General features: G+C 72.2%; 19 protein-coding genes. 9 read left to right on the plus strand and 10 right to left on the minus strand.

The window, feature by feature from the left end; translation table 11 throughout:
• The first annotated feature begins 166 nt into the window (after positions 1 to 166).
• The 4 genes from ACFY5B_RS13200 to ACFY5B_RS13215 all read left to right on the plus strand — a co-directional run bounded on the left by ACFY5B_RS13200 (position 167) and on the right by ACFY5B_RS13215 (position 3668).
• Positions 167 to 1600, plus strand: coding sequence for an MFS transporter (locus ACFY5B_RS13200; RefSeq protein ID WP_389968398.1), 1434 nt, complete (start codon positions 167 to 169; stop codon positions 1598 to 1600).
• A 76-nt stretch (positions 1601 to 1676) separates the two neighbouring features.
• Positions 1677 to 2150, plus strand: a complete 474-nt coding sequence (locus ACFY5B_RS13205; RefSeq protein ID WP_389968400.1) for a DUF2771 domain-containing protein — start codon at positions 1677 to 1679, stop codon at positions 2148 to 2150.
• A gap of 23 nt (positions 2151 to 2173) precedes the next feature.
• Positions 2174 to 2830 carry a futalosine hydrolase gene (locus ACFY5B_RS13210; RefSeq protein WP_389968401.1) on the plus strand — a complete coding sequence of 219 codons (657 nt, stop codon included), beginning with the start codon at positions 2174 to 2176 and terminating at the stop codon, positions 2828 to 2830.
• The gene (locus ACFY5B_RS13215; protein WP_389968403.1) at positions 2820 to 3668 is read left to right on the plus strand and encodes a 1,4-dihydroxy-6-naphthoate synthase; all 849 of its coding nucleotides are present in this window, start codon (positions 2820 to 2822) and stop codon (positions 3666 to 3668) included. The genes ACFY5B_RS13210 and ACFY5B_RS13215 overlap by 11 nt, the downstream gene beginning before the upstream one ends.
• 23 nt (positions 3669 to 3691) lie before the next feature.
• On the opposite strand, the gene ACFY5B_RS13220 is transcribed toward ACFY5B_RS13215, so the two are convergent.
• Positions 3692 to 4075, minus strand: coding sequence for a cold-shock protein (locus ACFY5B_RS13220; protein WP_003991106.1), 384 nt, complete (start codon positions 4073 to 4075; stop codon positions 3692 to 3694).
• A gap of 164 nt (positions 4076 to 4239) precedes the next feature.
• On the opposite strand from ACFY5B_RS13220, the gene ACFY5B_RS13225 reads away from it, so the two are divergent.
• Positions 4240 to 4488: a hypothetical protein gene (locus tag ACFY5B_RS13225; RefSeq protein WP_053672617.1), complete on the plus strand. Its 249-nt coding sequence runs from the start codon at positions 4240 to 4242 to the stop codon at positions 4486 to 4488.
• On the opposite strand, the gene ACFY5B_RS13230 is transcribed toward ACFY5B_RS13225, so the two are convergent.
• Together ACFY5B_RS13230 and ACFY5B_RS13235 are read right to left on the minus strand one after the other, a co-directional pair.
• A complete protein-coding gene (locus ACFY5B_RS13230; protein WP_389968405.1) occupies positions 4467 to 5090 on the minus strand; it encodes an HAD family hydrolase in 624 nt (207 codons plus the stop codon). The two genes, ACFY5B_RS13225 and ACFY5B_RS13230, sit on opposite strands and share 22 nt — an antisense overlap.
• Positions 5091 to 5156: 66 nt before the next feature.
• Positions 5157 to 6155, minus strand: coding sequence for a hypothetical protein (locus ACFY5B_RS13235; protein WP_389968407.1), 999 nt, complete (start codon positions 6153 to 6155; stop codon positions 5157 to 5159).
• A 153-nt stretch (positions 6156 to 6308) separates the two neighbouring features.
• Between ACFY5B_RS13235 and ACFY5B_RS13240 the strand changes: the two genes are divergently transcribed.
• The 3 genes from ACFY5B_RS13240 to ACFY5B_RS13250 all read left to right on the plus strand — a co-directional run bounded on the left by ACFY5B_RS13240 (position 6309) and on the right by ACFY5B_RS13250 (position 9449).
• Positions 6309 to 8849 carry a helicase-associated domain-containing protein gene (locus ACFY5B_RS13240; protein WP_389968409.1) on the plus strand — a complete coding sequence of 847 codons (2541 nt, stop codon included), beginning with the start codon at positions 6309 to 6311 and terminating at the stop codon, positions 8847 to 8849.
• Between the two features lie 171 nt (positions 8850 to 9020).
• Entirely contained in the window at positions 9021 to 9152 is a 132-nt protein-coding gene (locus tag ACFY5B_RS13245; RefSeq protein WP_257027809.1) for a hypothetical protein, read from the plus strand.
• 108 nt (positions 9153 to 9260) lie between these two features.
• Complete coding sequence (locus ACFY5B_RS13250; protein WP_389968412.1) at positions 9261 to 9449, plus strand: hypothetical protein; 189 nt, start codon at positions 9261 to 9263, stop codon at positions 9447 to 9449.
• Here the strand turns inward: ACFY5B_RS13250 and istB are convergent.
• Entirely contained in the window at positions 9427 to 10704 is a 1278-nt protein-coding gene (gene istB / locus ACFY5B_RS13255) for an IS21-like element helper ATPase IstB (protein ID WP_389968414.1), read from the minus strand. The two genes, ACFY5B_RS13250 and istB, sit on opposite strands and share 23 nt — an antisense overlap.
• A gap of 181 nt (positions 10705 to 10885) precedes the next feature.
• Between istB and ACFY5B_RS13260 the strand changes: the two genes are divergently transcribed.
• Positions 10886 to 12529 carry a DNA repair helicase XPB gene (locus ACFY5B_RS13260; protein ID WP_389968416.1) on the plus strand — a complete coding sequence of 548 codons (1644 nt, stop codon included), beginning with the start codon at positions 10886 to 10888 and terminating at the stop codon, positions 12527 to 12529.
• A 126-nt stretch (positions 12530 to 12655) separates the two neighbouring features.
• Here ACFY5B_RS13260 and ACFY5B_RS13265 read toward each other — a convergent pair whose 3' ends face one another.
• The 6 genes from ACFY5B_RS13265 to ACFY5B_RS13290 all read right to left on the minus strand — a co-directional run bounded on the left by ACFY5B_RS13265 (position 12656) and on the right by ACFY5B_RS13290 (position 18184).
• Complete coding sequence (locus ACFY5B_RS13265; protein WP_104786066.1) at positions 12656 to 12847, minus strand: hypothetical protein; 192 nt, start codon at positions 12845 to 12847, stop codon at positions 12656 to 12658.
• Positions 12848 to 13129: 282 nt separating this feature from the next.
• Positions 13130 to 13978: an SDR family oxidoreductase gene (locus tag ACFY5B_RS13270; RefSeq protein WP_389968418.1), complete on the minus strand. Its 849-nt coding sequence runs from the start codon at positions 13976 to 13978 to the stop codon at positions 13130 to 13132.
• A 74-nt stretch (positions 13979 to 14052) separates the two neighbouring features.
• The gene (locus ACFY5B_RS13275) at positions 14053 to 15618 is read right to left on the minus strand and encodes an MDR family MFS transporter (protein ID WP_389968420.1); all 1566 of its coding nucleotides are present in this window, start codon (positions 15616 to 15618) and stop codon (positions 14053 to 14055) included.
• A 329-nt stretch (positions 15619 to 15947) separates the two neighbouring features.
• Positions 15948 to 16928, minus strand: a complete 981-nt coding sequence (locus ACFY5B_RS13280; RefSeq protein ID WP_389968422.1) for a zinc-binding alcohol dehydrogenase family protein — start codon at positions 16926 to 16928, stop codon at positions 15948 to 15950.
• 31 nt (positions 16929 to 16959) lie between these two features.
• The gene (locus tag ACFY5B_RS13285; protein WP_389968424.1) at positions 16960 to 17094 is read right to left on the minus strand and encodes a hypothetical protein; all 135 of its coding nucleotides are present in this window, start codon (positions 17092 to 17094) and stop codon (positions 16960 to 16962) included.
• Between the two features lie 313 nt (positions 17095 to 17407).
• Positions 17408 to 18184 carry an SDR family NAD(P)-dependent oxidoreductase gene (locus ACFY5B_RS13290; RefSeq protein ID WP_389968426.1) on the minus strand — a complete coding sequence of 259 codons (777 nt, stop codon included), beginning with the start codon at positions 18182 to 18184 and terminating at the stop codon, positions 17408 to 17410.
• Positions 18185 to 18220: the final 36 nt, after the last annotated feature.

Below are 18220 nucleotides of genomic sequence, written 5' to 3' on the forward strand. Positions count from 1 at the left end.
GGATGGCTGAGATACGCACGCTACCCTTCCGCCCCACGCCGCGTACACCGACGGTCCTGTTGTGCCGCCCACCGGACCCCGGGCCGCCGCCCCGGACAGTCACCCCACAGGCCCTATACAAGCGGTAATGGCACTACCCACGGCCTTATCGGGGCACTATGACGTCGTGGCAGCCGCGAAGACACCCCCGAGCGCCACCGGGACCGGTGGGTCGAAAGGGGCCAAGGGAAGTATCCGACCGGGCGGACCGGGCCGTGTGGGCGGCTTCTTCCGCTCGGTCGGCCGTGCCCTGCACTTCCCGGTGACCGGCACGGCCCGCGGCATCCGCAAGGCCACCCACGCGCACGGCGCCGGCGAGTCCGGCCTCGGCAAGCTGATCGAACTGCACGGGGTGAACGGCGCCGGTGACGTCATGATCACGGTCGCCCTGGCCTCCACCGTCTTCTTCTCGGTGCCCACCGACGAGGCACGCGGGCGGGTCGCGCTCTACCTCGCCATCACGATGGCGCCCTTCACCCTCCTCGCACCCGTCATCGGCCCCCTCCTCGACCGTCTCCCGCACGGCCGCCGCGCCGCGATGGCGGGCGCGATGCTGGCCCGGGCGCTGCTCGCGATCGTGCTGTCCGGCGCGGTCGTCAGCGGCGGCCTGGAGCTGTACCCGGCCGCGCTCGGCGTCCTCGTCTCGTCGAAGGCGTACGGCGTGGTCAGAAGTGCCGTCGTGCCCCGGCTGCTGCCGCCGCGGTTCTCCCTGGTGAAGGCCAACTCGCGGGTCACCCTCGGCGGCCTCCTCGCCACCGGGATCGCCGCGCCCATCGGCGCCGGACTCCAGCAGATCGGGCCGCGCTACCCCCTGTACGGCGCCTTCGTGCTGTTCGTGGCGGGGACGATCCTGTCGTTCACGCTGCCGCCGAAGGTCGACTCCGCCAAGGGCGAGGACCGCGCCCTGCTGGCGGCGGACGAGCAGCACCTGCACGGGCCGCACCGGCAGCCGGTCAAGCGGCCCGGGCTGCGCACGGTCGGCCCGGCCGTCACGCACGCGCTGGCCGCCAACGCCGCCATCCGCTGCCTGACCGGGTTCCTGATCTTCTTCCTGGCGTTCCTGCTGCGCGAGCACCCGGTCTCCGGCCAGAGCGCCGCCGTGTCCCTGGGGATAGTGGGCGTCTCGGCGGGCGTGGGCAACGCGCTCGGTACGGCCGTCGGGGCGTGGCTGCGCTCCCGGGCCCCGGAGATCATCATCGTGACGGTCGTGGCGGGCGTGGCGGGCGCGGCGATCACGGCGGCGGTGTTCTTCGGCGCGGTCCTGGTGGCCGGTCTGGCCGCGATCGCCGGGTTCGCGCAGGCCCTGGCCAAGCTCTCCCTGGACGCGCTGATCCAGCGGGACGTGCCCGAACTCGTCCGTACGTCGGCCTTCGCCCGCTCCGAGACGCTGTTGCAGATGTCCTGGGTGCTGGGCGGCGCGATCGGCATCGCGATGCCGCTCAACGGCACGGCCGGGCTGGCGGTGGGTGCCGCGATCGTCGGTATCGGGTGGCTGACGACCGTGCGGGGGCTGATCGACTCGGCCCGGCGCGGAAGCCCGGGGCGGGCGCGGGTGGCGTAGGGCCCTTCTGATGGAACTGTGCGGGAGCCGTACCCCGCGTGGGCGGTGCGACCGGCGGGCCCGATAGCCTTCGCCCATGAACACGCTGCAATCCGTTGTGCGACGCCGCCGCGCCGTCGCCGTCGCCGGCGTCGTATCCGCCGGACTGCTCGTCCTGTCGGCCTGTGACAAGCCGACGCCGATGGCCACGGTCACCGTGGGCAGCGACTCGGTGAACTCCGAGGCCACCTGCGGTGGCGAGGGCGACGCCCTGAAGCAGTCCGATCTCGCCGGGTGCCTGAAGGGCAAGGGCATCAAGAGCATCTCCGTCGACCCCGACGAGACGGTGCGCTTCGGTGTCGACCCCGAGATCGCCGACAAGGGCTGGACGATCCTGATGAACGGTCAGCCGCTGACCGACTCCAGCACGAAGACCTACCGCACGATCCCGGGCAGCGTGTTCTTCAACGCCCAGTACGGCGCGCAGGGCAACTCGACGCTCGTCTCCATCAAGGAGGGCGACAAGGACGCGTCCGGGCTCTGGAACTTCAAGCTCAAGAAGGACGCCTGATCGCTGCGGCTGGGCTCGGCCGGGTGCTGGTCGCCACCGCCGTTCCCGTGGAGCGGGACGCGGTAACCAGGGCTTGCCCCGGTGACACCGGCATCGAGGTGATCGCCGTCGGTGTCGGGCCCGCTCTCGCGGCTGCCTCCACCGCCTCCGCGCTCACCGCCGCCGCCCTGCGGGGCGAGCCCTACGGTCTCGTCGTGTCCGCCGGGATCGGGGGCGGGTTCCAGCCCGGGGCGCCGCTGGGGTCGCTGGTCGTCGCCGACGGGATCGTCGCGGCCGATCTGGGGGCGGAGACCGAGGACGGGTTCGTGCCGGTCACCGAACTCGGTTTCGGCACCGTCAGGCATCAGCCGCCCGTGGATCTCGTACGGCGGGTCGCCGACGCCGCCGGGGCCCGGACCGGGGCCGTGCTCACGGTGTCGACCGTCACCGGGACGGCCGCCCGGGCCGCCGCGCTGCGGGAGCGGCACCCCACCGCCCTCGCCGAGGCCATGGAGGGCTTCGGGGTCGCCGAGGCCGCCGCCGCGCAGGGGGTGCCCGTGCTGGAGATCCGGGCGATCTCCAATCCCGTCGGGCCGCGGGACCGCGCCGCCTGGCGCATCCCGGAGGCTCTGTCAGCCTTGACCGAGGGGTTCGGGAAGCTCACGCCCGTACTGGAGAGTTGGAACCGGCATGACAGTTGAGCAGCTGCAGATCGCCTACTCGCCCTGCCCGAACGACACCTTCGTCTTCGACGCCCTGGCCCATGACCGCGTGCCGGGTGCCCCCGCCCTCGACGTGACCTTCGCCGACATCGACGTCACCAACGGCATGGCCGAGCGCGGCGAGTTCGACGTGCTGAAGGTGTCGTACGCGGTGCTGCCCTACGTCCTCGACGACTACGCCCTGCTGCCCTGCGGGGGCGCGCTGGGGCGGGGCTGCGGGCCGCTGGTGCTGACGCGGGAGGCGGGTGTCGACCTGGCCGGGCGGACCGTCGCCGTGCCCAGCGAGAAGTCGACCGCCTATCTGCTGTTCCGGCTGTGGGCCGCGGACACGCTGGACGGCGGGGTCGGCGAGATCGTCGTCATGCCGTTCCACGAGATCATGCCGGCCGTGCGGGACGGCAAGGTCGACGCGGGCCTCGTCATCCATGAGGCCCGCTTCACGTACCGCACCTACGGGCTGCACAAGCTCGCCGACATGGGCGAGCACTGGGAGCACACCACCGGGCTGCCGATCCCGCTGGGCGCGATCATCGCCAAGCGGTCGCTGGGCGAGCAGAAGCTGCGGCTGCTCGCCGACTCCATCCGGACGTCCGTGCGCGCCGCCTGGGACGACCCCGAGGTGTCCCGGCCGTACGTCATGGAGCACGCCCAGGAGATGGACCCGTCCGTCGCCGACCAGCACATCGGGCTGTACGTCAACGAGTTCACCGCGGAACTCGGCGAGGACGGCTACGCGGCCGTGCGCGGGCTGCTCACCCGCGCGGCGGCCGAAGGGCTCGTACCGCCCCTCGGCCCGGACGCGCTGCGTTTTCCCTGAAGGTCGGACGTCTTTCCCGGGGCTCAGACGTCCAGCTGGTCGGCGACCGCGCGCAGCAGGCCGGCGATCTTCTTGCCCGCGGTCTTCTCGGGGTACCGGCCCCGCTCCAGCATGGGCGTGATGTTCTCCAGCAGCGTCGTCAGGTCCTGGACGATGGAGGCCAGCTCGTCCGGCTTCTTGCGGGTCGCGGCGGCGACGGACGGGGTCGGGTCCAGGATCGCCAGGGACAGTGCCTGGTCGCCGCGCTGTCCGGCGACGACACCGAACTCCACGCGCTGACCCGGCTTGAGCGTCTCGACTCCGGCGGGGAGGACCGAGGAATGGACGAAGACGTCGCCGCCGTCGTCACGGGAGAGAAAGCCGAAGCCCTTCTCGCTGTTGAACCACTTGACCTTGCCGGTAGGCACGTCTGTCCTCGTCCTCGTACTCGTCGGAAAACTGCTTCTGGAAACGGCTCTTGATAGCACTCGGGCGGGCCGTACGGACCCGCCGGTACCCAGGCTAATGCTCTTGCAGCGGGTGACAAGACGTCACCCGGTTGTTCCTTCGCGCTGGGAACTACCCTGGTCGGGTGCGTGACAAAACCCAAACGAATTCCGCCGCTCCCGGTGACCGCCTGGTCCGGGCCGGAGCCGTCGTGTTCTTCATCGGCGCCCTCGCCACACTGGTCACGGTCGCCCCGCTGTTGCTCGGGACGACTCCCTTTCCGACGTACATGTTCGGATTGAGCATGCTCATGGCCGTCGGATTCCTGATGGCCGGCGCGGGAGTGCTGCGTTCCGTGGCGGCGGGACGCCGTCAGGCGCGTGCGGGACGGTAGCCCGAAAGCCACCGCGGGAATTCGGTCAGATCGGTGAGGACGACGTCCGCGCCCGCCGCGCGCAGTTCCTCCGGCGGGCAGGGGCCGGTGGCCACCGCGACAGAGAGGGCCCCGGCGGCACGGGCGCCGCGGACGTCCCCGACGTGGTCGCCGACGTAGACGCCCGCGTCGTGCTCGCGCAGGGCCTCCGCCTTCTGCTCGGCCCACAGGTCGCCGATGACGGCGTCGGGCTCGATGCCGAGGTGGGCGAGGTGCAGTTTGGCGTTGGGCTCGTACTTGGCGGTCACGACTATCGCGCGTCCGCCGGCCTCCCGTACGGCCGCGATGGCCTCCCGGGCACCGGTCAGGGCCGGGGTGGTGCCGATGGCGATCGTCGGGTACATCTCCCGGTACAGGTCAGCCATGGCCGCGATCTCCTCGGCCGGGAACCAGTGGATCAGCTCCTCGGCCAGCGGCGGCCCGAGCCGCGTGACCGCCAGGTCGGCGTCGATGTACGTGCCCGTGCGCTCGGACAGCGCCTGGTAGCAGGCGCGGATGCCGGGCCGGGAGTCGATGAGGGTCATGTCGAGGTCGAAGCCGACGGTGAGTGCCATATGGGCCATTGTGCCCAGGCGGTGTGAACGGCAGACGTCCGGCTGGGAGCGCCGGACGTGCCCACCGGGTGTCCGCTAGCGCGAGCGCTGGGAGCGCCACACCAGGAACAGCGCCGATGCCACCGCCGCGCCCCTGACCACCCACGGCCAGGTCTCCGACACCGCCGCGTTCATGTGGCCCTCGGCGATCGGGGTGCCCCAGCGGCCGTTCATGCGGCCCCACAGCCAGACCAGGCCCCCCGCCAGGGAGAGGCCGGGCAGGATCACGACCGCCCACTTGGTCTCGGCCTGGGTGAGGCGGCGGGAGGCGTAGGCGATGAGCCAGCCGAGCAGCAGGACGAACCAGTTGCCGAGCACGGCACCGGCGACGAGGAGCCCGGCGGCGATCAGGAGGAGCGGGTTGCTCCAGTTCCCGGCCGGGATGCGCACGAGACGGCGGCGGCCCCCCTTCTCGGGCTCCACCACCTGCTCGACGGCCGGTGCCGCCTCCACGGCGTCCGGCTTCTCCGGCTGTCCCTGCCGCTGCGCCGGAGGCTTCAGCAGGTCGGGCAGCTCCACACCGCCCACGAAGCCCGGCACCTCGTCGCCCACGCCGAAGGGTCCGCTCTCCACCCGCCACCAGTCCGGCTGAAGCGCGCTGTCCCCGAGCTCGTGCCCGGCGGCCAGATGCGGCGGGGCCGCCCCGTCGGAGGGCGCGGGGTGCGGGTCCTGGGCGGGCCGCGCCGGGCGGGGGCGCGGTACGACGCGCCGCATGACGCCCTTCGCCCGCTCGCCCCGCTCCTCCGCCTCGGTTTCGCGCTGCACCGGGACGGAGGCGGGAGCGGCGCTGTACGGCTCACCGGTCGTGCCGCCCGCCGCCGCGGTCACGACGTCGTCGGGGCTGCCCAGGCGGGACAGGATGCGGCGGACGGCGGCGGGCGAGTCGACGGTGGCCTTGGAGCGGCGTTTGTCGATCTCGTTGCGCAGGTCCGCGACCAGTCGCATGCGGGTGGCCGACGACAACTGCCGCTGCTGGGCCACGTCGCCGACGCGGCTCAGATACTCGTAAACGACCTGGTCGCTCTCAATCCCCACGAAGTCCCCTCCGGGGCGGGTGCGTTGCGTGACGCCGTCGCACGACGGTACCGCGAGTGCCCTGGGGGCGGCCAAAAGCCCGTCCCGCGTACGGGGGGCGAGGCCGCGCACGGTCGGCCCGGCCGCCGCGGGCGACCCGCTACCGTGGACCGGATGAGCACCGAGGACAGGCCCCCGGCCCCCCGCTCCCTCGCGGAAGCGCTCCGCGCGCGGGGCGACGCTTCGCTGGGCGCGCTCCTGCGCAGCCGCCCGGATCTCATCACGCCCGTCCCCACCGACCTCACCCAGCTCGCGACCCGCGCCGGCACCCGTGCCTCAGTGGTGCGGGCCCTGGAGCGGCTGGACCGGTTCTCGCTGCAGACCGCGGAGGCGCTGGCCGTGGCCGCGGACCCCGCGACGTACGGCGAACTGCTCGGGCTCATGGCCGGGGACGACGCCGACCCGGCCGTGGTCGCCGCCCTGCCGCACGCCGTCGGCCTGCTGCGCGAGCAGGCCCTGGTGTGGGGCGACGACGACCGGCTGCGGCTGGTCCGCACGGCGCGTGAGCTGCTGGCACCCTCGCCGCAGCACCCCTCGCCGACCGGGCTCGGCCCGACCGTCCAGGAGGCCACCGCCGGGATGTCCCCGGGCCGGATCCAGGCGATCGTCGCGGCGGCCGGACTGGCCTCGACCCACGACTCGGTCTCCGCGGTGACCGCTCTGACCGGGCTGTTCACGGACCGGGCCCGGATGGCCGCGCTGCTCGCCGACGCCCCGGCCGACTCCCTGGACGTACTGGAACGCCTGGTGTGGGGGCCGCCGTACGGGCAGGTCACCGCCGATCCCGCGCCCCGGCTGCGCTGGCTGCTGGATCGCGGGCTGCTGCTGCCGACGGCGCCCGGGACGGTCGTCCTGCCGCGTGAGGTCGCCCTGCACCTGCGGCGGGGTCTGGCGCACCGGGCGGCCGAGCCGGTACCGCCGGTGGTCGAGGCGGCCGCCGCACATCGTCCACAGGTTGTGGACAGCACCGCGGCCGGGCAGGCGTACACCGCGCTCGCGACCGTCGAGGAGCTGCTGAAGGACTGGGACGAGGGCGGGCCGGCTGTGCTGCGGGCCGGTGGGCTGAGCGTGCGGGACCTGAAACGGACGGCGGTCGCCCTCGACGTGCCCGAGCCGACGGCCGCGTTCTGGGTGGAACTGGCGTACGCGGCCGGTCTGATCGCCTCGGACGGCGAGGCCGACGAACGGTACGCGGCGACCCCGGCGTACGACGAGTGGCTGGAGCAGCCCCCGGCCGAGCGCTGGTCGCGGCTGGTCACGGCCTGGCTCACGGCGACCCGCACGGCCGGTCTGGTGGGCGGGCGGGACGCCAAGGACCGTACGTTGTCGGCGCTCGGGCCCGGTCTGGACCGCTCGGCGGCGCCCGAGGTACGGCACAGGGTGCTGGCGCTGCTCGCCGGGCTGCCGGAAGGCGCCGTGCCCGCCACCGGGTCGGTGCTGGCCCGGCTGCGCTGGGAGCGGCCCCTGCGGGGCGACCGGCGCGAGGACGACCTGCGCGGCCGGCTCGCCGAGTGGGCGCTGTCCGAGGCGGAGCTGCTGGGCGTCACGGGCCGCGGCGCGCTGTCGACCCAGGGCCGGGCACTGCTGGGCGCGTCCGCTGCTCCCGCGCCGGGTCCGGAAGCGGAACCCTCCGGGCCGGGGGACAAGCTGCCCGTCCACCACCATCACCGCGCCACCCCGCTCGCTCCGCTCTCTCCCGCCGAACAGGCCGTCGCCTCCGCCGCCGCGGCCCGGCTGCTCGCGCCGTTGCTGCCCGAACCGCTGGACCACGTCCTGCTCCAGGCCGACCTGACGGCGGTGGCGCCCGGGCCCTTGCAGCGGCCGCTCGCGGACATGCTGGGCGTGCTGGCGGACGTCGAGTCAAAGGGCGGGGCGACCGTCTACCGGTTCACGCCCGGCTCGGTGCGGCGGGCGCTGGACGCCGGTCAGGCCGCCTCCGACCTGCACGCCTTCCTCGCCGCGCACTCCCGCACGCCGGTGCCGCAGCCGCTCGCCTACCTGATCGACGATGTGGCCCGGCGGCACGGCCATCTGCGGGTCGGCGCGGCCTCGGCGTACGTGCGCTGCGACGACGACGCGGTGCTCAGCGAGATCCTCGCCGACAAGCGGGCCGCCGGGCTCGGGCTGCGCCGGCTCGCCCCGACCGTGCTGGCCGCCCAGGCCGACCCGGCGGGGCTCCTGGAAGGCCTGCGGGCGATGGGGTTCGCGCCGGCCGCCGAGTCCGCGGAGGGCGATGTGCTGATCACCCGCGCCCTGGCCCACCGCACCCCGCCCCGCACCCCGCCCGAGCCGGTCCCGGACGGCCCGCCCGTCCCGGACGACATCCTCCTGGCGGCCGCGCTGCGCGCCATCCGGGCCGGCGACCTGGCCTCCACCACCCCGCGCAAGCCGGGCGCGGCTCCGGCGGCCAACGGCGAACCGCCCCGCACCGGCGCCGCAGAGACCCTCGCCACCATGCAGGCCGCCGTCCTCACCGGCGAGGCCCTGTGGATCGGCTACGTCAACGCCGAGGGCGCCGCCAGTCAGCGGGTCATCGCCCCGATCCGCGTCGAGGGCGGCTTCGTGACGGCCTATGACCACACCGCGGACGAGGTCCGTACGTATCCGCTGCACCGGATCACCGGGGTCGCCGAGCTCGCCGACGACGCGGGCTGACGGCCCCCGCGCGGGGGCCGTGTCACCCGTTCGGGTGCGGACGGGCGTTCATGCACGCCACGCCGGGGATTTCCCACGCTCGGGCGACCTTCCCGGGCGCGCCGCATCACGCCGTGCGGGCGGGGGCAGCCACCGGGTGTCCTGTGAGCCGCTCCGAAAGGAAATCCCCCCATGCGCGCTGTCCGTCGAGTCGCCGCCGTCCTCGTCACCGCCGCCCTGATGACGTTCGGCGGGCTCGCCACCCCGGCCTCCGCGGTGAGCATCGACGTCGCCGGCCTCGTCCTGGAGACACCGCAGATCTGATCCGCTCCCGCACTCGCTTCGGGCCGGTCCGGGCGTCCCCGGGCCGGCTCGCGGCGATGCGGTGCCGCCGTCCCCCGATGTCAGTCTCCGAAAGGCCGTGCCGTCCCCATGCGTGAGAACCTGCCCGCCGCCGCTCTCTGTGCCGTCGCGCTCGTGGGGGTGCTCGCGCCCTCCGCCACAGCGGCCCCCGCGCCGCCGCTGCCCCTGCCGGTCGCCGCCGTGGAGCCGCTGGTCACCGAGGGGGTCTCCATCGAAGGCCCGCTCGTCCAGAACGTCAGTCTGCCCACGCTGCGGTAACGCGGCGCGTCCGGTAACTGTCGCCGTCCAGCCGCACGATGTCGGCGTGATGGGCCAGGCGGTCCGTCATCGCCGGGGCCGACGGCCCGAAGACCTCGTCCCAGCGGCCCAGCGGGCGGTCGCTGGTCACGATCAGCGAGGCCCGCTCGTAGCGGTGGGCGACGAGCCGGAAGAACAGGCCCGCGGTCGCCGCGTCGAAGGGCGTGTAGCCGACCTCGTCGACGATCAGGAGGGGGTGATCGTCGAGAGCGGTCAGCTCCGCGTCGAGCCGGCCGGCGGCTCGGGCTTCCATGAGCCGGGCCGCCCACTCGGCGGCCGTCGCGAACAGCACCCGGTGCCCGGCCTGGCAGGCGCGGACGCCCAGGGCGACGGCCAGGTGGGTCTTGCCGGTGCCGGGCGGCCCGACGAAGACCACGTTCCGCCGGGCGTCGACGAAGGCCGCCTTGCCGAGCCGGGCCACGGTCTCCCGGTCGAAGGCCCGGGGGTGCTGCTGGTCGAAGTCCTCCAGCAGCTTGCGGGCGGGGAAGCCTGCGGCTCGGATCCGGGCCTCGGAGTCGGCGTCCGGGTCGGGTTGTCGAGGGACCGCGGGAGTGGCCACCGAGGCCTCGGGTTCCGGCCGGGCCCGGTGCCGGTCTCTGCGGTCGCTCTCTTCCTGGCCCACGGCCTGCGCGTGCCCTGCCTGAGCCTGCCCCGCCTGCGCATGCCCTGCCGGTGCGCGGTCGGCGTGGCCGCGGTCCGTGTGGGCGACCATCGGGCCCGACATGTAGGCGAGGATCGCGGCCGAGGCGATGAACGCCATGTGGATCACCGTCCCCCACAGCAGGGCGTGCCGGGAGGTGTGGTGGACGTCCACGAACATCTGCAGCAGATGCACCGAGGAGATGCCCACGATCGCCGTGGCGAGCTTGACCTTCAGCACGTTGGAGTTCACGTGCGAGAGCCATTCCGGCTGGTCACGGTGGCCCTGCAGGCCGATGCGCGAGACGAACGTCTCGTAGCCGCCGACGATGACCATGATCAGCAGGTTGGCGATCATGACGACGTCGACCAGCTTGAGCACCGCGAGCATCACGTACGTCTCGGTCGCGTGCCCGCTCACGCACATCAGGATTAAGGTCCAGAGCTCCTTGAAGAACTTGTAGACGTAGACGCCCTGGGCGGCCACCAGCCCGAAGTACAGCGGGGCCTGGAGCCAGCGGGTGGCGAACAGGGCGTATCCGAGCGTGGTGGTCGTCGGGTTGCGCACCTGCGCCATTCTTCGGGGCCGCGAGGGAAAAACTGAATTCACACCACACGTTGGGATGAATAGGCATTCAGTACGACCGGACGCGCAGATCACACCACCTGACGCGGTCGATCAGGCACACTGGACGTTTGGCCGGGGCGTCGCGCTGTCGAGCCGTCCGAGCCCTCCGGCCACAGAAAGGGTGCCTCGCGTGAATGGTCCGCTGATCGTCCAGTCCGACAAGACCCTGCTCCTGGAAGTCGACCACGAGCAGGCCGACGGCTGCCGCCGGGCCATCGCCCCGTTCGCGGAACTGGAGCGGGCGCCGGAGCACATCCACACCTACCGCGTGACCCCGCTCGGCCTGTGGAACGCCCGCGCGGCGGGCCACGACGCCGAGCAGGTCGTGGACGCGCTCGTGCAGTACAGCCGCTACCCGGTGCCGCACGCGCTGCTCGTCGACATCGCCGAGACGATGGACCGCTACGGCCGTCTCACCCTGTCCAAGCACCCGGCGCACGGACTGGTCCTGACCACCACCGACCGCCCGGTGCTGGAGGAGATCCTCCGGTCGAAGCGGATCACGCCCCTGGTCGGCGCCCGCATCGACCCGGACACCGTCGTCGTGCACCCCTCCGAGCGCGGGCAGATCAAGCAGACGCTGCTGAAGCTGGGCTGGCCGGCCGAGGACCTCGCCGGGTACGTCGACGGCGAGGCGCACGAGATCGAGCTGGCCGAGGACGGCTGGGCGCTCCGGCCGTACCAGAAGCAGGCCGTGGAGAACTTCTGGCACGGCGGTTCGGGCGTCGTCGTCCTGCCCTGCGGCGCCGGGAAGACGCTGGTCGGGGCCGGGTCGATGGCGCAGGCGAAGTCGACCACCCTCATCCTCGTCACCAACACCGTCTCCGCGCGGCAGTGGAAGCACGAGCTGGTGAAGCGGACCTCGCTGACCGAGGACGAGATCGGCGAGTACAGCGGCACCCGCAAGGAGATCCGGCCGGTCACCATCGCCACGTACCAGGTGCTGACGACCCGGCGGAAGGGCGTCTACCCGCACCTGGAGCTGTTCGACTCGCGGGACTGGGGGCTGATCGTCTACGACGAGGTGCACCTGCTGCCCGCGCCGGTCTTCAAGTTCACCGCCGACCTCCAGGCGCGGCGGCGGCTCGGCCTGACCGCCACCCTGGTCCGCGAGGACGGCCGGGAGTCGGACGTGTTCTCCCTGATCGGCCCCAAGCGGTTCGACGCGCCGTGGAAGGAGATCGAGGCGCAGGGCTACATCGCGCCCGCCGACTGCGTCGAGGTCCGGGTCAATCTGACCGACTCCGAGCGGCTCGCGTACGCCACGGCCGAGACGGAGGAGAAGTACCGCTTCTGCGCGACGACCGCGACGAAGCGGAAGGTGACCGAGGCGATCGTGCGGAAGTTCGCCGGGCAGCAGATCCTCGTCATCGGGCAGTACATCGACCAGCTCGACGAGCTCGGGGAGCATCTGGGCGCGCCCGTGATCAAGGGCGAGACGTCGAACGCGCAGCGGGAGAAGCTCTTCGACGCCTTCCGTGAGGGCGAGATCAGCGTGCTCGTGGTGTCCAAGGTCGCGAACTTCTCGATCGACCTGCCGGAGGCGACGGTCGCGATCCAGGTCTCGGGCACCTTCGGCTCCCGGCAGGAGGAGGCCCAGCGCCTCGGCCGGGTGCTGCGCCCCAAGTCCGACGGCCACCAGGCGCACTTCTACTCGGTGGTCGCCCGGGACACCATCGACCAGGACTTCGCCGCGCACCGCCAGCGCTTCCTGGCGGAGCAGGGGTACGCGTACCGGATCGTGGACGCGGACGAGCTGCTCGCGGACAGCTGAGCAGCAGGGGCGGCCCGGCTCATCGCCCAGGACCGGCAGGGCGGGTCACTTCCAGGGACCGGCAGGGCGGGTCACTCTTACGGACCGGCGGCGGGTCGGGTCACCTCACGGGGCGGGCGGGACGGGTCACTTGTGGCGGCGGACCACGCCGACCTCCTCGCCGTACTGGCCGAGGACGATCACGTCGAAGGCGGCGCCCGCGAAGACCTTGACGGCGCGCAGGGCGTCGCCGAGGCGGTGACGGTGGCTGCCTGTCACGGCGGTGGCGCCGGGCGGGCGGCCCGGCGCCGGGGCGGGGTGGATGGTTGCTGCGCTCATGTCTCCATGGTGCGATTCGGCCCATAAGGCCCGCGTCGGTCTCGGGAACGAACCTCCCGGCCGCCGCGTACACCGCTGGACCGACCCGCTCCCCCGAGAGGAGCAGGGGCACGTCCCCTGGACGAATGGATCCGGACCGCCCCGGCATACGCGAGGGCGCTTCGCGGACGCCGGGGTGTCCACCGAGGACCGTCGGGCAGGTAGTCGGCCGTGTCCCGGCCGGCGTGGGGCCGGCGGGCCGGGAATTCTCCCGGGTCCGCCGGCCCCACGCCGTGGTGCGGCTCAGCCGAAGATGTGGATGTTCTCGTCGACCCAGTTGCGCAGGGTCAGCGGAGCCTTGCCGGTGATCTTCTCGACGGAGTCGAAGATCTTCCAGTCCCAGGCGGCCGACTGGCGCTTGAGCTCGAGCAGGGCCTCGAGGCGGGGGCCGCCCCAGCCCAGGCGGTCGAACTCGGCCTGGGCCTCGTCCTTGGTGCGCTCGACGACCCTGACCTCCTCGCCGAGGGCTTCGCCGATGATCTCCCCCTGGCGCTGCGGACTGAGGGCCTCGCCGCCGGTGAGGGTGTAGGCCTGGCCCTCGTGGCCGGAGGTGGTGAGGACCTTGGCGGCAACGGAGGCGACGTCGCGGGGGTGGATCATGGCGGATACCGGGTCGCCCTCGGTGACGTACATGGTCCGGTCCTTACGGATGGTGTCGGCGTAGCTGTAGAGGTAGACCATGAAGGTGCCCGGGCGCAGGATGGTCCATGACAGGCCGGAGTCCTGGATGACCTGCTCGCCGGCCCGGTGGCCGGAGGTCAGCGGGTCGGTCGCGCCGAACCGGACGCCGCTGGTGGAGAGCTTGACCAGGTGCGCCACGCCGGCGTCACGGGCGGCGGCGACGAGGGTGCGCTCCTGGACCGGGCCCTCGGGCCCGTAGCCGGGCGGGCAGACGAAGAGGCGGTCGACGCCGGCGAGGGCGGCGGGGAGCGTCTCGGGCTTGTCGAAGTCACCGGCGACGACCTCGACGCCCTCGGGGAAGCGGGCCCTCTCCGGCGTGCGGGTCATGGCCCGCACGGGCACGCCGTCGGCGGCGAGCTGGGCGACGAGTTCGCTGCCGACATTGCCGGTGGCGCCGGTTACCAGAATCATTGTGTTTGTCTCCTTGGGAATGTGCTGCACGGCGGAAATCCGCGCGAAGGGGGCCACTCGATCGTGTGGGAAGGTCAGGAATCGCCGCGGGGGGCGGCGGCGGAGTCGGCGGTGTCGTCGCCGGACTGCCCGGACTCGGCGCCGCCGTGGCCGTGGCCGCCGGCGAGCTTGACGTCCTTGAGGAAAAGCGCGGCCACCAGGCCGATCAGGGCGATCGGGATCACCGCGTAGAACGTGGCACGCAGCGCGTTCGCGTAGACGTCGACGACTTCGGCGCGCACGGAGCTGGAGAGGCGGCCGAGGACCTCGGGCGAGAGCGAGCCGTCCTTGTCGAGCCGGGCACCCGCTTCGCCGCCGAGTCGCTCGTTGAGGCCGGAACCGAGCCGGGAGGTCATCAGGGCGGCGAAGAACGAAACACCGAGGCTGGTGCCGAGCTGCCGCATGAGGTTGGTGGTGCCCTGCACGGCGCCGATGTCCTGCATGCTCGCGGAGTTGCGGGCGGCGAGGTTCAGGGCCTGCATGTTGAGGCCCGCGCCGATACCGAAGAGCAGGATGTACCCGATCGTGAGGGGGACGCCGGTGTCGGGGCCGGCGGTGGCGAACAGCGCACCGGCGAGGATGAACACCGCCATGCTGAGCACGGGGAACCATCGGTAGGAGCCGCTGCGCCCCATGACCTTGGTGCTGAGCCAGGAGGTCACGACGACGCCGAGCATGAGGGTGGTGATGGCGTAGCCGGCCTGCTCCACGTCGAGGCCGAGGACGGTCTGCAGCCACAGGACCAGGTAGTTGAGCACGCCCAGTCCGATGAAGCCCGCGACGAAGCTGAGGATGACGACGATGGTGAAGGTCTTGTCGGCGAAGAGCCTGAGCGGGATGACCGGGTCGACGGCGCGGCGCTGGGCGAGGATGAAGAGCGCCACGGCGAGGAGGGATCCGGCGGCCAGGGCGAGGGTGACGGGCGAGGACCAGGCGTACTTGACGCCGGCCCAGCTGGTGAGGAGGTTCAGGGCGACGATCACGGCGACGAGCAGGACGACGCCGACGTAGTCGATGTGCGCCTTCTTCGGAACCTGGGCGGGCAGGTGCAACAGTGAGGAGACGATGGCGAGGACGATGAGGCCGAGGGGCAGGTTCACGAAGAACACCCAGCGCCAGTCGGCGAGGTCGGTCAGGATGCCGCCCATGGTGGGGCCGAGGAGTGAGGCGGCGCCGAAGGTGATGGAGAACCAGCCGTAGTAGCGGGCGCCTTCACGCGGGGAGAACATCTCGCCGATGAGGGCGAGGACGCCGATGAACAGGCCCCCGCTGCCGATGCCCTGGATGACGCGGAAGACGATGAGTTGACCCATCGTCTGGGCCAGGCCGCACACGAACGATCCGGCGAGGAAGACGATGATGGAGGTGATGAAGACGCGCTTGCGCCCGAACAGGTCCCCGAGCTTTCCGAAGACGGGCAGGGCGGCGCAGCCGCCGATGAGGTAGCCGGTGGTGACCCAGGCGAACTGGTCGAGTCCGCCCAGGTCACTGACCATGGCGGGCAGCGCCGTGGCGACGACTTGGGTGTCGAGCAGGGCGAGGAAGGCCGCCGCCATGAGGGCGAGGACGATCACGTTGGTCTTGGGGGACGAAACCGGCATGGCAGAGACAGCGCTGCCAGGATCGGACGAGGTGGAAGCCACGAAGGGTCCTAGTAATCGAGGAGCGGTGCCGATACCGGGCACCACTCGATGCGGGAGTACGCAGAACGAACTCAATGAAGAACGCCGCTTGTCTTCAGCGACGGAGAATGGGTGGTCGGATCCTGTCCGACTCCGGCCCTCACTGGGCCCTCTCAACCTTCGATCAGCAGACTGCTGATCCCGGTCCTTCGGTGTTCGTCTTGGCTCTCGCTACTCCCTCTGAATGCGATTACGGACGTCCAAGACCATAGCAGAGTCTGCGGGAGCCGGCCAACTGGCCCCAGTGGTCAGGGAATCAGCACGACCTTGCCGGTGTGCTGCCGAGCCTCCATCAACTCGTGCGCTTTGGCCGCTTCCTGCAGGGGGACCCGGCTGTACACGGCGGGCACGACCTGGCCGGACTCCACGTACTCCAGCAGTTCCTTGCGGCCTGCGGCGATGGCCTCGGGACGGTCCTGGAAGAGGGCGTACAGGTTGAAGCCGTGCAGCGACTTCATGTCGGTGAAGTCCCAGGGAGAGATGGCCGGCGGGCGCTCGCCGGATGCGCCCCCGTAGCAGACGATGCGGCCGAAGCGGGCCGTCAGCTGGATGCTGTGCGCCAGGACCTCGTTGCCGACCGTCTCGAGCACCAGGTCGGCGCCCCTGTCGCCGGTGGCCGAGCGGACCTCGTCCGCCCAGCCCTCGTGCCCGTAGCAGATCGCGACGTCCGCGCCGACGGAACCGATGAAGTCGAGCTTGGCCGGGGAGCCGACGGTGCCGATGATGCGGCCGGCGCCCTTGGCACGGGCGAGCTGGACGAGGAGATGGCCGACGCCGCCGGACGCCGCGTTGATCAGGACGGTCTCGCCGGGCTTCAGCTGGCCGACGGTGGTGAGCACGTGGTAGGCGGTCTCGCCGGGGCTGGGCAGCGCGGTGGCCTGGGCGGCGTCGATGCCGGCCGGGATCGGGAAGGCCGTGGCCGCGTACGCCGTCGCGTACTCGGCGTAGGCGCCGTAGCGGACCGGGGCGACGACGCGGTCCCCCACCGTCACGCCGGTCACGCCCGCGCCGACCGCCTCGACGACGCCGGCGACATCGCCGGCCGGCGCGGCGGGCAGGGTGGCGGGACCGCCGATGGGCAGTCCCTGGCGCTTTTGGACGTCGGCGTAGTTGACTCCGATCGCCTCCGCGCGGATCAGGACCTCGCCGGGGCCGGCCTCCGGCACGGGGGCGTCCTCGACGCGCAGGACGCTCGGGTCGCCGTGCTCGTGGTAGCGGACGACACGCATGGTTCCTCCAAGAGAGTCAGAGTGTGGGCGGTCACCTGGTGACCGGGACAGTGCGGAAGCCACTGAGCAGCCGCTCGGACATCCATTCGAGTTCGTCCTCGGGCCACGCGAGCTGAAGCGGCGGGAACCGGTCGAACCATCTGGTCAGGGCGATCTGCATCTCCATGCGCACGAGCGGGGCGCCCAGGCAGTGGTGGACGCCGTGGCCGAGGGTGAGGTGGCGCGAGTCCTGGCGGCGGATGTCGAGCCGGTCGGCCTCGGGCGAAGCGCTCCTCGTCCCGGTTGGCGGCGCGGATCGCGGCGAGATCTCCGCTGCCCGCAGGGACGTCCCCGAAAGTCATGTCCTCAGGCAAGATCCGGCAGACAGCGCCGTCACCGAGGTTTTGGTAACGCATGAGCTCCGGGTGCTCCAAGAGTGGGGCGCGCACCCGGGCCGCCGCGTCCGCGGGGCGCGGACGCGGCGGCCGGCCCGGCGGGTGTCAGGCTCCGCCGGTGACCCGGACGGTCTGGCCATTGACGTTGCCGTTGGCGCGCGAACCGAGGAACACGATCGTGTTCGCCACGTCCTCGGGCACCGACAGGTGGCCCGAGGGGAGGGTCTTGGCCTTGGCCTCGAGTGCTGCGGCCGGGGCGATGCGGCGCACGTTCTCGGTCAGCGTCTGGCCCGGGGCGACCACGTTGACCAAGATGTTCTCTGGGGCGAGCTCCCAGGTCAGGCTCCGGGCGATGCCCAGCAGACCGGCCTTGGCCGCGCCGTAGGCGGCGCCCCCGACCATGCCGTAGTCGGCCAGGCCCGAGGAGACCATGACGATGCGGCCCCACTCGCGGCCGCGCATGAACGGCAGTACCGCGGCCACGGTGTAGAAGGTCGCGTCGACGCCGGTGCGCAGGACTTCCTGCCACAGCTTCGGGTCGGCGTCCTCGAAGGCGGGCATGACCCGGCCCGGGCGCGGGATGCCCTCGGACCACACGACGGCGTTGCTGACCAGGACGTCGATGCCGCCCCAGGTGTCGGCGACGGTCTTGGCCGCGTCCCGGATGACGGCCTCGTCGGTGAGGTCGTAACGGACCGTCAGGGTGGCGGCGGCGCCGGCCTCGCGGGCGAGGCGGGCGGTCTCCTCGGCGCCTTCCTTGTTGCTGTTGTACGTGATCGCGACGCGCGCGCCGTCCTTGCCGTAGGCGACGGCAGTCGCCCGGCCGATACCCGAGGAGCCCCCGGTCACCAGCACAACCTTGTCACGAAGGTCGGTCTCCATCACACACTCCCATTCAACCGGCTCGTCGGTTCGTTC

Origin of the sequence: Streptomyces sp. NPDC013187 (assembly GCF_042899705.1) — a bacterium.
Classification (GTDB): Bacteria; Actinomycetota; Actinomycetes; order Streptomycetales; family Streptomycetaceae; genus Streptomyces; species Streptomyces hawaiiensis_A.